11 protein-coding genes are annotated in these 13,866 nt (G+C 53.5%); 9 read left to right on the top strand and 2 right to left on the bottom strand.

Going from position 1 to position 13,866, the window contains the following annotated elements; translation table 11 throughout:
* Positions 1 to 1,430, bottom strand: a 1,430-nt coding sequence (locus Q1Q75_RS11560; protein WP_300670547.1) for a glucose-6-phosphate isomerase, incomplete at its 3' end; no start/stop codon positions are given.
* A gap of 300 nt (positions 1,431 to 1,730) precedes the next feature.
* On the opposite strand from Q1Q75_RS11560, the gene Q1Q75_RS11555 reads away from it, so the two are divergent.
* Both Q1Q75_RS11555 and glmM read left to right on the top strand, forming a co-directional pair.
* Positions 1,731 to 2,978 carry a protein GlmU gene (locus Q1Q75_RS11555; RefSeq protein ID WP_300670545.1) on the top strand — a complete coding sequence of 416 codons (1,248 nt, stop codon included), beginning with the start codon at positions 1,731 to 1,733 and terminating at the stop codon, positions 2,976 to 2,978.
* Positions 2,979 to 3,014: 36 nt separating this feature from the next.
* Positions 3,015 to 4,364, top strand: coding sequence for a phosphoglucosamine mutase (gene glmM / locus Q1Q75_RS11550; protein ID WP_300670542.1), 1,350 nt, complete (start codon positions 3,015 to 3,017; stop codon positions 4,362 to 4,364).
* Between the two features lie 127 nt (positions 4,365 to 4,491).
* Here the strand turns inward: glmM and Q1Q75_RS11545 are convergent, their stop codons facing one another.
* A complete protein-coding gene (locus tag Q1Q75_RS11545) occupies positions 4,492 to 5,193 on the bottom strand; it encodes a Bax inhibitor-1/YccA family protein (RefSeq protein ID WP_300670540.1) in 702 nt (233 codons plus the stop codon).
* Positions 5,194 to 5,594: 401 nt separating this feature from the next.
* Between Q1Q75_RS11545 and Q1Q75_RS11540 the strand changes: the two genes are divergently transcribed.
* The 7 genes from Q1Q75_RS11540 (at position 5,595) to fusA (ending at position 13,816) form a co-directional block, all read left to right on the top strand.
* Positions 5,595 to 5,864 carry a hypothetical protein gene (locus Q1Q75_RS11540; RefSeq protein ID WP_300670538.1) on the top strand — a complete coding sequence of 90 codons (270 nt, stop codon included), beginning with the start codon at positions 5,595 to 5,597 and terminating at the stop codon, positions 5,862 to 5,864.
* 476 nt (positions 5,865 to 6,340) lie between these two features.
* The gene (gene xseA / locus Q1Q75_RS11535) at positions 6,341 to 7,687 is read left to right on the top strand and encodes an exodeoxyribonuclease VII large subunit (RefSeq protein WP_300670535.1); all 1,347 of its coding nucleotides are present in this window, start codon (positions 6,341 to 6,343) and stop codon (positions 7,685 to 7,687) included.
* Positions 7,668 to 7,910, top strand: a complete 243-nt coding sequence (xseB, locus tag Q1Q75_RS11530; protein WP_300670532.1) for an exodeoxyribonuclease VII small subunit — start codon at positions 7,668 to 7,670, stop codon at positions 7,908 to 7,910. The genes xseA and xseB overlap by 20 nt, the downstream gene beginning before the upstream one ends.
* Positions 7,907 to 8,800 carry a polyprenyl synthetase family protein gene (locus Q1Q75_RS11525; protein ID WP_300670530.1) on the top strand — a complete coding sequence of 298 codons (894 nt, stop codon included), beginning with the start codon at positions 7,907 to 7,909 and terminating at the stop codon, positions 8,798 to 8,800. Before xseB ends, Q1Q75_RS11525 begins: the two co-directional genes overlap by 4 nt.
* Positions 8,801 to 8,871: 71 nt before the next feature.
* Positions 8,872 to 10,782, top strand: coding sequence for a 1-deoxy-D-xylulose-5-phosphate synthase (gene dxs, locus Q1Q75_RS11520; protein WP_300670527.1), 1,911 nt, complete (start codon positions 8,872 to 8,874; stop codon positions 10,780 to 10,782).
* 40 nt (positions 10,783 to 10,822) lie between these two features.
* A complete protein-coding gene (locus Q1Q75_RS11515; RefSeq protein WP_300670525.1) occupies positions 10,823 to 11,545 on the top strand; it encodes a TlyA family RNA methyltransferase in 723 nt (240 codons plus the stop codon).
* Positions 11,546 to 11,758: 213 nt separating this feature from the next.
* Complete coding sequence (gene fusA / locus Q1Q75_RS11510; RefSeq protein ID WP_300670522.1) at positions 11,759 to 13,816, top strand: elongation factor G; 2,058 nt, start codon at positions 11,759 to 11,761, stop codon at positions 13,814 to 13,816.
* The last annotated feature ends 50 nt before the right edge of the window (positions 13,817 to 13,866 follow it).

The following is a 13,866-nucleotide window of genomic DNA, read 5'->3' as shown; positions in this document are numbered from 1 at the left end:
TAATAGGCGAGAAGACGCCCCACATTCACCGGAGAAAGATCGTTCAACAAGAGGGTAGAGGAGGGACGGTTGCCTTGAAAGAACCGGGTCTTCTCTTCGGAGTCCTTGCCCACGGCAAGGGCGGTGGCCTGGGAGATGAGGTTGGCCCAAAGCTCCTGATGATTGGTGACTCCGTGGGGCCGGCAGTGTCCTTCCGTGTACTGGGGCGTGATGACGCCAATGAAATCGATGGGAAAAGGGTGGCCCTGATGGGCCAGTTGAAAAAAGGAGTGCTGCGCGTTGGTCCCCGGCTCTCCGAAGATAATGACTCCAGAAGACTCATCGAGTTCATAGTTGTTGATCGTAACAGACTTGCCGTTGCTCTCCATATTCAGCTGCTGAATATGGGGGGCCAACTTGGCAAGAGGAGAGGCGTAGGGAATAATCGCCTGGGACTGGTATCCGAGAAAGTTGTTGTTCCAGATACCGATGAGGGCGGACACCAGAGGAATATTTTCGGGGGAGGGGGCGTATTTGGTATGAATATCCATTTCCCTGGCCCCTTCAAGAAATTGTTCGAATCGGTCGTATCCCAGGTAAAGGCTTAAAGGGACCCCTCCCACGGCTGAGGTGACGCTGAACCGGCCGCCGATAAAATCAAACATATGAAAGGTCTCAATGCCAGACTTCTCGCCCTGATCCCCAGGACTGCCCTTGCTGGTGACGGTCACGAAGTGTTTGATCGCGTCCAGGCCGCAGGAGGTCATATACTCTTTCATCTGCATGGCGTTGGCCATGGTCTCAACGGTGGTAAAGCTTTTTGAGATGACAATGCAAAGGGTGGTCTCGGGGTTGATTTTCGTTTTGATCGTCTCAAAATTGTGGGAATCTACGTTGGAGAGAAAATGCAGTTCAAGGCCTTTGTCCGCATAGGCAAAAAGGGCATTGGCCACAAACTCGGTGCCGAGGTAAGACCCGCCGATACCGATGACCACGAGGTGTCGAAATTTTTTCCCGGTGCTGCCACAAATGGTGCCCTTATGTACGTTCTCACTGAAGGTGCGAATCTTGCGACGAACAGCGTCGATCTCTTCCATCACATTGACCCCGTCCACCAGAATCGTCTGACCGGAAAAGCTGCGGGCTGCGGTGTGAAGGGCCGCCCTGTTTTCTGTGACATTGACTTTGAGTCCATCGACCTTATCGCGATACTTGCGGTGCACTCTGGCTATTTTGGCAAGCTCAAAAAGGAGGCCCATGGTTTTTTCTGTGACCCGCTGCCTCGAATAATCGTAAAAAAAATCAACATGTTTCAATGAAAAATTTGAAAGTCGGCCTTTTTGCTGGACCAGATGCTTTAAATGGTATTCAGGTCTCTTCATCTCTTCTGCATGTTCTTTCAGCTTGGTCCACACGGGGGTTTTGCTGATCCTGAATCCTTTTTCGGTCATCGTTGCTCCAATTTGTAGTGTCATGTTCCCGGGGGATAAGCCGAAAGGCGTCGTGTCCAACGGCCATCATGGCAAACCTGAGAAATCGTCAATTATTCGTGGGTGCAGGGTCTAAGGCGAACCACAACATTTCATATTAATATTGGTGACGGCCAGGCACAAGGGGAAAATGGTTTATAGGCTCTTCCCGCATGGAAAACAGCCCCGCCCTTTGTGGGGCTTTCCCTTGACTTGGTATGTTTCAGCCGTTAAAAACATGACATTTGTGATGTTTTCCATACACCCCTACAAGAGGCAAGCATGAACGAACAGACACCCAGCGAAAAAATTCAGGCGCTTCTGGCGAAAGGGGTGCATATCCCCGCGCCCATGAGCATTGAAATTGCCCCGGAGGTGCGGGTCGATCGCATTTCCGGCGATGGGGTGACCCTCCACAGTGGCTGCCGTATCTCGGGCAAAACCACCTTCATTGGTGCCGGGGTCACCCTGGGAGAAGAGGCCCCCATGACCCTGGACTCCTGTCAGCTGGCCCGAGGGGTTCGCCTGAAAGGAGGGTATGCCCAAAAAGCCGTGTTCCTTGAAGGAGCCCAGGCTGGGTCCGGTGCCCATCTGCGGGAAGGGACCATTTTCGAAGAAGAGGCCTCCTGCGCTCATACTGTGGGATTAAAGCAGACCATTCTTCTTCCCTTTGTCACCCTGGGAAGCCTTATCAATTTTTGTGATGTGCTCATGACCGGTGGCACCAGCCGCAAGGACCACAGCGAAGTCGGCAGCTCCTACATCCATTTTAATTATACCCCCCAGCAGGACAAGGCGACCGCCTCTCTTCTGGGCAACGTCCCTGAGGGGGTGATGCTCGACAAGCGGCCCATTTTCCTTGGAGGGCAGGGAGGACTCGTGGGGCCGAGTTGCCTGGCTTTCGGGACCGTGGTCGCCGCGGGCACACTCATGCGAAAAGATGAGGAAAGAGAAGGGCGCCTTCATTTTGGCGGAGCCCTCCGGGCAGGTTCCATCGCGGCTCCGGAGGGGATTTATCGGAACATAAAACGCATTGTAAAAAATAATATTCACTATATGGCGAATCTGATGGCCCTGATGGCGTGGACCCGACATATCCGAGGGCATTTTGTGGGGGCGGCGTATCCCCATGAGGTTCATGAAGGCCACCTGATCAACCTGGACCGGGCCCTTGCCGAACGCGTCAAGCGCTTCTCTGCATTTTGCGGGAAATTGGCCCCCTCCCTGGCCCTGGGAATGGAAAATGGCCTGATCCCTGAAGAGTCTCCCCTGGCCGCCCAGAAGCGAGAGGTGATCGATCAGGTTGAGGGCTTTCAGGCAGCCCTTCAGGCGTTGATGGAGACCCACGTCGCAGCCCCGGCTCCCAAGGTGCTTACCACGCTCTGCGAAAAGGATCCCGATGCCGGTTACCTTGCAACGATTCACGGCCTGCACGCCTCACCTCGATCTCTCGGGCGGGAGTGGCTTTTCGAGATTGTCCGCGAGACAGAAGCAAAGGCTGCCCAGAGTTTTCCTTTAATTTATGCGTGAACTATTGATTCTATCCTACTTGAATAAAGGCAAAATATGAAATTTTTTGGTACCGATGGAATACGCGGCAGATTCAACACAGAACCCATGACCGTGGAAACCGCCCTGCGGGTGGGGCAGGCCGTGGCAGCGCTCTTTACCACGCCGTCAAAGCACACGGTGATCATCGGACGGGACACCCGGCAATCAGGCCAGGCCCTGACCTCAGCTCTGGCTTCCGGAGTGATGAGCATGGGGGCGAATGTGGCCTTGGCCGGTGTCATCCCCACACCCGCGGTGGCTTTTCTGACGGCATCCGAAGAGACCGTCGCCGTAGGCGTGGTGATTTCCGCGTCTCACAACCCCTTTGAGGACAACGGCATCAAGCTGTTTAATGAAACCGGATTCAAGTTTAATAACGCGGTGGAAGAAAAGATTGAAACCCTGATGGAGGATGCCGAGGCACTGGCCGCCCATCGGGATTCCGTCACAGGCAGTGGAACCATGCACCATCTCTCCCAGGCGGCTGATCGGTACCTGCAGTTCTTGAAAGAGGCGTGTCCTGTCTCTCTTGCGGGCCTGCGTCTGGTGGCCGATGCCTCCAACGGAGCCTCCAGCGCGCTGGTGGAGGCCTTGCTGAAAGGGGCCGGAGCCGACCTGACCTTGATCAACGCCGCCCCCAATGGGGTCAACATCAACGCCGGATGTGGCTCCGAACACCCCGGGCAGGTGCAGTCCCTGGTTCTCTCCAAAGGCGCCCACGCCGGTCTCGCCTTTGATGGGGATGCCGATCGTTTGATCTGTGTGGATGAACAGGGAGAGGTGGTCTCTGGAGATCAGGTCATCGCCATTGTGGCCGGGTATTATAAAGCGAAGGGGCTTCTCACCAAGGATACCGTGGTGACCACGGTGATGAGCAACATGGGCCTCTCAGCCTGCCTTGCCGAGCAGAATATTTGCCATATCAAAAGCGCCGTGGGGGATCGCCACGTCATGCTCGCCATGAAAGAGAAGGGCGCCGTGGTTGGCGGTGAAGACTCTGGGCACATGATCTTTCTCGATCGTCACACCACCGGAGACGGTCTTTTAAGTGCGCTGCTTCTCCTGACCGTTCTGGTCGAGACCCAGAAGCCATTGTCCGAACTCAAACAGGCCATGACCGTTTTCCCCCAGGAGCTCATCAACGTAAACGTCTCCGAGAAAAAACCCCTGGAATCTCTGACCAAGGTGACCCAAGCTATTCAGGACGCTGAGAAAGCCCTGAACGGTAAAGGGAGAACCCTGGTGCGCTATTCCGGCACTCAAAAGATGCTTCGCGTCATGGTGGAAGGGGAGGATGCGGAGTTGACCCGAGGTTGCGCAGAAAAAATTGCCGACGCCGTCCGCAGTGAAATCGGGGAAAAATAAATGCCTCCGGCGGCAAGGTGAGCCACCTTGAAAGATGGTTTGCGAATGCGTTAAACAAAAACGGCCCGTGAACCAATATAAGGTTCACGGGCCGTTTTGTTTTAAAAAAGGTGAGGGCAGGGCGAGGTTAATCGCGATTCCCCATGATACGAAGGAGCATCAGGAAGAGGTTGATGAAATCAAGATAGAGGGTAAGGGCGCCCATAATGGCGCCTTTGCGCAGGGCACCGCTGTCCAGATCTCCCGGTTGAGACAGAGCCATGGCCTTGATTTTCTGAGTGTCGTAAGCGGTAAGGCCCACGAAAACAACCACGCCCACATACGAGATGAGCATCGCCATACCGGAGCTCTGGAGGAAGATGTTCACCACGGTGGCGATGATGATGCCGATAAGGCCCATGAACATGAAGTTACCAACGCCCGTCAGGTCTTTTTTGGTCACCATCCCGTAAACACTGCAGGTGCCGAACATGGCGGCACAGACCACAAAAGTGGAAAAGATGGAGGAACGGGTGTAAACGATAAAAATGGAGGCCAGGGTGGCACCGTTCATTGCGGAGTAGAGCATAAACAGCAGGGTGGCGGTGCTTGCCTTCATGCGCTGAATACCGGCGGAGATCGCCATGACCATCCCAAGTTCAGCGATAATCAATCCAAAAAAGACAATGCGGTTGCCAAAGATAAGCTCCAGCATTGTCTGGGAATTGGCCACATACCAGGCCACGCTTGCGGTAAGAAGAAGTCCCACAGCCATCCAGTTGTAGACACTCATAAGAAAGGTGTTTACCGCTGTCTGGGAACGGACATTTTGAACAGTTGAAGACTGCATTGATCCTCCGAATTGAAAAGTTGATGATGACTCGGCACGAATGATACGAAGGTGCGTAAGCCTTAACGATGTGGCCTTAAAGATAACAGACACATACCAGGCCAACCGGGTCTACCTCAAAAAAGATAACACAGGAATTCTCAAATTCAACCTGTAATAACGAAGGGAATCGTTTTGAGAGGCCTTTTATAGTGCCATTCCGGGTGGTCGCCCCAAAAATATGACAAAAATTTAACGATCGCCCTTAGAAAAAACCTCGCCACGATCCCGGGGTGTGGCTTATGGGACGGGCTTGACCTTTGTCGGTTTTAAAGATAGATGGATGCCAGATAGAGAACCCTTTAAAACAATCTGCCCCAATGTGAAGCGAAAAACGTCGGGGCGAAAAAAAAGCATGGACCATGAAGCTGCCTCAGACCGAATTATTTGATCATTTGAAGCTCATAATTGAAAAATTGGGCGTCACGTATCAGGAGCACAGCTTCAGGGCAACGTCCATTCGAGTTCAAAGTGGGCTCTGTCTGGTGCGCGGAGATCTTTTTTTTATTATGGATAAACGGAAGAAACTCCGTGATAAGAATCGAATCCTGGGACGAACACTTTCCCAGATGGACCTGGACACCGTCCATATTCCCCCGATGGTCAGGGAATTTATTGAGGGAGAGCGGTGAGGTTTTTCTATAGCCACGGACAGGCTCAGGCCAGTGCAGACGTTTCTAAGATGGGGTGACGCGTTAAAGCCACAGGCCCAAAGGGTTGGATTGGGGCAAACCATACAATGTAACATGTGGCCTGAGAGAATCTGCCTGCAAGGGCACATTCCTTGATTCTAAAATAAAAAGTTTACATAATATTCATTATCAGACGTTATTAATAGATCGAAATAAAGGTGGTTTGTTAGTATGAGCCTGATTATACAGGTCATTGACCGGATTTCCTGCCGATAAATAATTTTTTCCTGTTTTTTGAGGCATCCCATTTCGTCGGACCGACGCATGGCAGCACAGGCAAAATGGGCTCTTTGGTTGAACCCCTCCTTTAACTGTGCTAGATTGTCTGACTCGGTGATTGAAATTCCCCTGCAACCTGGCCTGATCCAGAGGCCCGGCGAACCTTGGACACAACCCACAGGAAAGACCCGAAGATCATGGAACGTAAAGAGATCTATTCGGTTTCAAGTTTGACCCGAGAAATTAAGGGATTACTTGAAAATCGATTTCCATATGTCTGGATTTATGGCGAAATATCTAATCTCCGCATCCCATCATCCGGCCACTGTTATTTTACGCTGAAGGACCGAAATGCGCAGATCAGCGGTGTGATCTTTCGTGGCCAGGCTTCCCGGCTAAAGTTTCGGCTGGAAGACGGCCAGACCATCACCGGCCTTGGGCGCGTCAGTCTTTATGAACCCCGTGGGACCTATCAGGTCATCTTCGAATTCATGGAACCCAAAGGGGCTGGAGCGCTTCAGCTTGCCTTCGAGCAGCTCAAACGCAAACTGGCAGACGAGGGGCTCTTCGATCCCGAAGGCAAGCGTCCCCTCCCCCGCTTTCCCAGGCGGATTGCGCTGGTCACCTCGCCGACCGGCGCAGTGGTCCATGATATGCTCACGGTGTTTCGCCTTCGGTACCCCAATGTGGATCTTCTGGTGGTTCCGGCAAGGGTTCAGGGAGAACCGGCTTCCAGCGATATTGCGACGGCCCTCGCCCTGCTGAACCGCCACATGGCTGTTGATCTGATCATCGTGGCCCGTGGGGGGGGATCTTTGGAGGATTTGGCCCCGTTTAACAGTGAGCGAGTGGCTCGGGCCATCCATCAGTCGGTGCTTCCGGTCATCAGCGCCGTGGGCCATGAGACCGACTACACCATCGCGGATTTCACTGCGGATATGCGGGCTCCCACGCCAACGGCGGCGGCTTCTCTGGCGGTTCCGGAGAAAAAACGACTCGAAGAGGATGTGGCGCTGCTGACGGTCCGGTTGATCCGGGCCCTCGGGCAACGCCTCGAAGAATCCAGGCAGCGGCTGAATGCAACATCCCGCCGACTTGTGGACCCTCAAAAAAAAATATATGATCACAGATTGCGGATTGATGAACTCACCCAGCGCATGGCACGGGCCATACAACGCGTGGTGAGCGGCCACCAGGCTACTCTCGCCTGGCGATTTGCCCAATTATCCAAGACGTCTCCCCTGCTGGCCGTGGCCCGGGGCCAGCAAGCGACCGACGGGTTGACGCGGCGTCTTGTGTTTGCCATGAAACAGGGGCAGGCCCAGAAACGGGCGACTCTTATCCGCCTGGAACAAAACCTTAAAGCGTTGAGCCCCCAGCTGGTTCTGGACCGGGGTTACAGCATTGTGCGCGATGTAAAAAGCGGTGGAGTGATTACCCGGACGTCCCAGGTGGAAATCGGGTCTTTACTGGATGTGGTTCTCGCAGACGGCAAGTTAACGGCCGTTGTTGAAAGGAAAGATGATGGCAAAAAAGAAATTTGAGGAGGCGGTGGCTCAGCTGGAGGCCATTGTTGAAGAGCTTGAGTCGGGGGATCTTCCTCTGGACAAGGCCATGAAGCGTTTTGAGGAGGGGGTGAAACTCTCAAAAACCTGTTCCGAGACCCTGGATGAAGCGGAGACCCGGGTACGGATTCTGACAGGTGAAACCGAGGAAGGCCTGGAAGATGCCCCCTTTGAGCCTTTGGATCAGCGGGGCGCCGAATGAGTGCCTTCGCACTGGATGGATATCTTCACGCGCGGCGACACATCGTGGAGAACGCTCTTCAAGAGTCTCTGAATGTGTCAACCCCTCCTGTTGACGGCCGTGTTGGCCAGGCCATGGAATATTCACTTATGGCCGGTGGCAAGCGACTTCGACCCATTCTCTGTATGGCAGCCTGCGAAGCTGTGGGCGGTCAGCCGGACTCCGTCTTGAAGGCGGCTTGTGCCTTGGAGATGATTCACACCTACTCCCTGGTGCATGATGATCTGCCCGCCATGGACGATGATGATTTCAGACGAGGCCGTCTGACCTGTCACAAAGCCTTTGACGAAGCGACGGCCGTTTTGGCAGGTGATGCCCTTTTGACCTCTGCTTTTCATCTGTTGTCCATGGAAGACACCTTTCCAGCGGACCTTGCCCTTGACGTCATCCGCATGATAGCCAAAGCCTCCGGATCCTTTGGCATGATTGAAGGACAGATGCGCGATATCGAGGCCGAGGGAAAGGTCTTGGATCTTTCTGCGCTGCGTGCACTTCACGGACTGAAGACCGGCGCCTTGATTTGTGCCTCTGTCGAGGCCGGTGCCGTTCTGGGCGGTGCCACCCCAACCCAGCGGGCAGCCTTGAAATCCTATGCGGATAAAATTGGTCTCGCCTTTCAGGTGGCTGATGACATTCTGAATGTGGAAGGCGATCCGGCGCTTATGGGCAAGGGCGTGGGCACAGACGCAGAGCATGATAAAGCCACCTACCCGTCCCTTATGGGACTCGCCGAATCCAAGGCTTACGCGGCCGACCTGGTAAAAGATGCGCTGAATGCCCTAAACGATTTTGGAGAGAGGGCCGAGCCCTTGAAATCATTGGCCCTTTACGTTATCCAGCGTCAACGCTGACCCCACCGAGGGGCCTTAAACGAACTCTATTTCCTCACCCTGGGTGGGGAATAACCATACAGGTGATGGTGATGACACTTTTAGATCAGATCGATTCTCCGGCAGACCTCAGGAAACTGGACAGAAACCAGCTTCCTCAACTTGCCCGGGAGATTCGGGACAATATTGTGGATGTGGTCTCTAAAAATGGCGGGCACCTGGCTTCCAGCCTTGGGGTCGTGGAGCTGACCATCGCGGTGCATTATGTCTTTGATGTGCCGTTTGACAAGGTGATTTGGGATGTGGGGCACCAGGCATACGCCCATAAACTTCTCACCGGAAGGCGAGACGCCTTCCCCACCCTTCGAACCCTCGGAGGGCTGTCGGGGTTTCCCAAGGTAAGAGAGAGCCCCTATGACGCCTTTACCACCGGCCACAGCAGCACGTCCGTCTCTGCCGGCTACGGCATGTGTTGCGCCCGGGACATCAAAGGGGAAGCCGGTAAAATCATCTCCATCATCGGCGACGGCAGTCTCACCGGGGGCATTGCCTACGAAGGACTCAACCAGTCTGGCCCCTCGAGTCGAAATCATCTGGTGATTTTAAACGACAACGAGATGTCTATTGCCAAAAACGTGGGCGCCCTCTCCTCTTTTTTAAGCCGGACCTTTTCGGCCAAGTACCTTCAAGATCTCAAGAGTGAATTTAAAAAGGCAGTGAAAGCCTTACCCAAAGTGGGCGATGATATTTATCAGTTTGCCAAAAAAACCGAGGAGTCGTTCAAGGCCTTCGTTACCCCTGGCATGCTCTTTGAGGCCTTTAAATTCGAATATTTTGGGCCTATTGACGGACATAACCTCGAGCACCTCATCGATATTCTTGAAAACATCAAAAAGCTGAACAAGCCGGTGCTTCTTCATGTGATGAGCAAGAAGGGCAAGGGATACGCTCCGGCTGAGGCCAATCCCGTCTACTTTCATGGCGTCGGCGCCTTTGAAAAAGAGACGGGGCACAGCATGAAAGCCAAGGCGAAAATCCCATCATACACCGACGTCTTCGGCAAAAGCATGGTTGAGTTTGCCGAAATGGACAAGCGTATTGTGGCCGTGACGGCTGCCATGCCCGAAGGCACAGGCCTTACGGAGTTTGCCAGGCGCTTCCCTGATCGCTTTTTTGATGTGGGCATCGCCGAACAGCATGGGGTGACCTTTGCAGCCGGTGTAGCCACCGAGGGGTTGAAGCCGGTGGTGGCGATTTACTCCACCTTTCTGCAGCGAGCCTACGATCAAATCCTTCATGATGTCTGTCTCGACAGGCTTCCTGTAATTTTTGCCGTAGACCGTGGCGGCATCGTGGGCGAAGATGGCCCCACACACCATGGCCTTTTTGACCTGGCCTACTTGAGGCCTCTGCCCAACATGGTGATCATGGCACCGGCGGATGAAAATGAACTCCGGCGTATGATGAAGACCGCCCTGGAACACGACGGCCCCATCGCTCTGCGCTACCCTCGGGGTGCCGCCCGGGGAGTCCACGTTGACGAGGCCGCTCCCGCCCTTCCCATAGGAAAAGGATCCCTCGAACGGGAAGGTAAGGATCTCCTGCTGCTCTCCATCGGCACCACCCTGTCCCTCTGCATGGAAGCGGCGGAACGTCTGGCGCAAAAAGGGATTGAGGCCGCGGTGATCAACGCGCGCTTTGTCAAACCCCTGGACCGGGACCTGATCCTCACCTGGGCCGGTAAAACAACCCACGTGGTAACGGTCGAAGAGCACATGAAAGCCGGAGGATTCGGCAGTGCCGTCCTGGAGCTGTTTTCCGACGAAGGACTTTTTAATATCGCAACGGCTCGTGTCGGAATTGAAGATCGATTTGTAGAGCATGGGGCCAGAGATCTCGTGTGTCGTCGACAGGGAATTTCAGTGGAAGGTGTTATGGAGGCGTCTTACCGTGTGCTGGGGCAAACGGAGAACGTCACCCCTTTGGCCAGTGACGGCCAATAACAGGAAAGGATAAGGAAAACCTTTGAGTGAAGATGTAAAAATGAGAATAGATCAACTCCTTCTTGAGAAGGGGTTGGTGGAGAACTGCCAGAGAGCCCAGGCCTTGATTCTGGCAGGAAAAGTGCTGGTAAACCGGACACCTGTCACCAAGGCAGGCACCCGTGTACTGACAAGCGCAGAGATTCATGTCAAAGTGCACGACTTTCCTTATGTCAGCCGCGGGGCGTTGAAACTTGAGGAAGCCTTGAAAACCCTTGAAATAGATATTGAGCATGATGTATGTCTTGACATCGGGGCTTCTACAGGGGGCTTTACGGATTGCCTGCTTCAACATGGGGCCGATAAAGTCTATGCCGTAGACGTGGGATATGGCCAGTTGGCCTGGTCCCTGAGAAAGGATCCGAGGGTTGTGGTACTTGAACGCACCAATATCCGTTACCTCACAGATGAGCAGGTGCCGGAGCGTGTGGATCTGGTGACCATTGATACCTCTTTTATCTCATTGAAGCTGGTTATACCGGCAGCCCTTAATTTTCTCAAAAAAGAGGGAAGAATTCTCGCATTGATTAAGCCTCAATTTGAGGTAGCAAAGGGGCAGGTGGGCAAAGGTGGGGTCGTCAAGGACCCGGCCCAGCACACGGAAGTGATTGACAGTTTGAGCCTTTTTTTTCAGGGAATTGGACTGAAAAAGGAAGCGGTCATTCCCTCCCCCATCCTGGGTCCCAAAGGCAATCGTGAGTTCATTATCTCTTTGAAATACTGACGAGGTTGGTATATATACCAAAGTTCATAAGGGTATTATATAGACAACGCCTGAACAGGGTGAATCCCCTCAGGCGTTGCAGGAGCACTCGATTGACCTTGGACGCTCACACGGATCCAGGGTGAACTCTCGAGAGGCAAAACATGTAATTCAGGAGAAGAGACCGTCACATAGGTACAGGATCGAATCATCACATATTGAGGAGGTTGTTTAATGAAGTTATCTTCTGATAATCTGCGAAACGTTGCCCTGGCAGCCCATGGAGGTGCAGGCAAGACGTCCCTTGCCGAGGCTTTGATTTTCAATTCCGGCGCGACCACCCGACTCGGCCGCGTGGAAGAAGGCAACACCGTTATGGACTACTCTGAAGAGGAACAGCGTCGAACCGCATCTCTCAGTAGCTCCTTTTTCCAATACGACTGGAAAAAGCACATTATCAGCCTCATCGACACCCCGGGTGACAAAAACTTCTTTTCTGACACCAAAACCTGCATGCCTGCTGCTGACGCTGTCGTCATCGTTATCGATGCCTGCACCGGAGCCGATATTCGCACCGAACAATCCGCACTTTTTGCCAAAGACAACAACATCCCTGCCATGGGCTTCATCAACAAACTTGATCACGAGCGCGCCAATTTCAGACAAGCCTTTAACAGCGCCGTGAATTCCCTCGATCCCAAACCCATCCTCGTCCAGCTCCCCATCGGAGAAAAAGAGGCGTTCCAGGGTGTGGTGGATCTGATCACCCTGAAGGCCTACGGTTTTTCCGATGGCAAACCCGTGCCCAAGGATATCCCGGCAGGTATGGCCGACGAGGTGGAATCCGAACGCGCAGAGCTCATTGAAAACATCGCCGAAGCCGATGATGAGCTGCTTGAACGCTATCTTGAAGGGGATGAGATTAAGGACGATGAGTTGATCGCAGCGTTGAAAAACGGGATCAAATCGCGACAGTTCATGCCGGTCCTCTGCGGCTCTGCCACCGCCAATTTAGGGATTACCCTTCTGGCAGATTTTATCGTGGACGCCTTGCCCAGCCCCCTGGAACACGCGCCATTTTTGACAACCGATGGGGAAGAAGTCCCCGTTGATGTGAACGCCCCCTTTTCCGGTTATGTGTTTAAGACCATCGTGGATCCCTATGCGGGACGACTCTCCCTGATTAAAATCGTCTCCGGATCCCTCGGCAAAGACGGCTCTCTCTACAATACCTCCAAAGACAGCAAAGAGCGTTACTCCCAGCTCCTTTATCTTGCCGGGAAAGATCAGAAGCCCATTGATTATGCCGAGGCTGGCGCCATCGTTGCTGTGGCTAAGCTGAAAGAGACCTACACCGGTGTGACCCTGTGCGACGAAAGTAGAAAACTGGTCCTTACACCCACAGAGCCCATCGCTGCTGTCATCTCCTTTGCCGTGGAGGCCGCCAAACAGGGGGACGAAGACAAGGTCTTCTCCTCCCTGTCCCGACTCCAGGAGGAAGATCCTTCGCTAGGGCTTGACCGTGTGGCCGAAACCAAAGAAATTCTCCTCAATGGGATGGGGATGGTTCACGTGGAAGCCACCATTGAAAAACTAAAAAGAAAATTTAATCTTGAGGTGGTGATTAAGTCACCCAAAGTGCCTTACCGTGAAACCGTTCGCAAGAAGGTCCGTGTCCAGGGCAAGCACAAGAAACAAACCGGGGGTCATGGTCAGTATGGAGACTGCTGGATTGTTCTGGAACCTCAGCCTCGGGGCGGCGGCTTTGAATTTGTGGATGCCATCGTCGGTGGCGTCATTCCCAAAACGTACATCCCCGCCGTGGAAAAAGGCATCAAAGAATCCTCCGTCAAGGGGGGGCTTGCAGGGTTCCCTTGCGTTGACTTTAAGGTGACTCTGGACTACGGTTCATTCCATGCGGTGGACTCTTCGGAGATGGCCTTTAAGATGGCCGGCTCCGCTGCCTTTAAAAAAGCGAGTGAAGAGTCTGGCGGTGTTCTACTGGAACCGGTGATGAACGTTTCAGTGATTATCCCCGATGATTTTACCGGGGACGTTATGGGGGATTTAAACTCACGCCGTGGCCGCGTGCTTGGTATGGAAAGCGAAGGCAAATATCAGGTGATCAATGCCCATGTACCCATGGCTGAAATTCTCACCTATGCCCCTGACCTCAACTCCATGACCGGCGGTCGTGGGACCTTCGTCCGGAATTTTTCTCATTACGATGAAGTTCCCGGTGATATTGCCAAAAAAGTTCTTGAAAAGATTTCTGAGGAGTTAGAACACTAATTTGTCATGAGACGACGGCATGATCACAGCAGGGGATGCTGGTTTTTACA

It is taken from the genome of Desulfoluna sp., from assembly GCF_030145185.1.
GTDB lineage: Bacteria > Desulfobacterota > Desulfobacteria > Desulfobacterales > Desulfolunaceae > Desulfoluna.
The sequence above is the reverse complement of the archived record's forward strand: the minus strand, read 5'-3'. Positions and strand labels throughout refer to the sequence as shown.

Coding starts and splice junctions, on each gene's coding strand:
- Q1Q75_RS11545 (WP_300670540.1), bottom strand. CDS start 5,193: ATGCAGTCTTCAACTGTTCAAAATGTCCGTTCCCAGACAGCGGTAAAC.
- glmM (WP_300670542.1), top strand. CDS start 3,015: ATGAAATTTTTTGGTACCGATGGAATACGCGGCAGATTCAACACAGAA.
- dxs (WP_300670527.1), top strand. CDS start 8,872: ATGACACTTTTAGATCAGATCGATTCTCCGGCAGACCTCAGGAAACTG.
- Q1Q75_RS11555 (WP_300670545.1), top strand. CDS start 1,731: ATGAACGAACAGACACCCAGCGAAAAAATTCAGGCGCTTCTGGCGAAA.
- fusA (WP_300670522.1), top strand. CDS start 11,759: ATGAAGTTATCTTCTGATAATCTGCGAAACGTTGCCCTGGCAGCCCAT.
- xseB (WP_300670532.1), top strand. CDS start 7,668: ATGGCAAAAAAGAAATTTGAGGAGGCGGTGGCTCAGCTGGAGGCCATT.
- Q1Q75_RS11515 (WP_300670525.1), top strand. CDS start 10,823: ATGAGAATAGATCAACTCCTTCTTGAGAAGGGGTTGGTGGAGAACTGC.
- Q1Q75_RS11525 (WP_300670530.1), top strand. CDS start 7,907: ATGAGTGCCTTCGCACTGGATGGATATCTTCACGCGCGGCGACACATC.
- xseA (WP_300670535.1), top strand. CDS start 6,341: ATGGAACGTAAAGAGATCTATTCGGTTTCAAGTTTGACCCGAGAAATT.
- Q1Q75_RS11540 (WP_300670538.1), top strand. CDS start 5,595: ATGAAGCTGCCTCAGACCGAATTATTTGATCATTTGAAGCTCATAATT.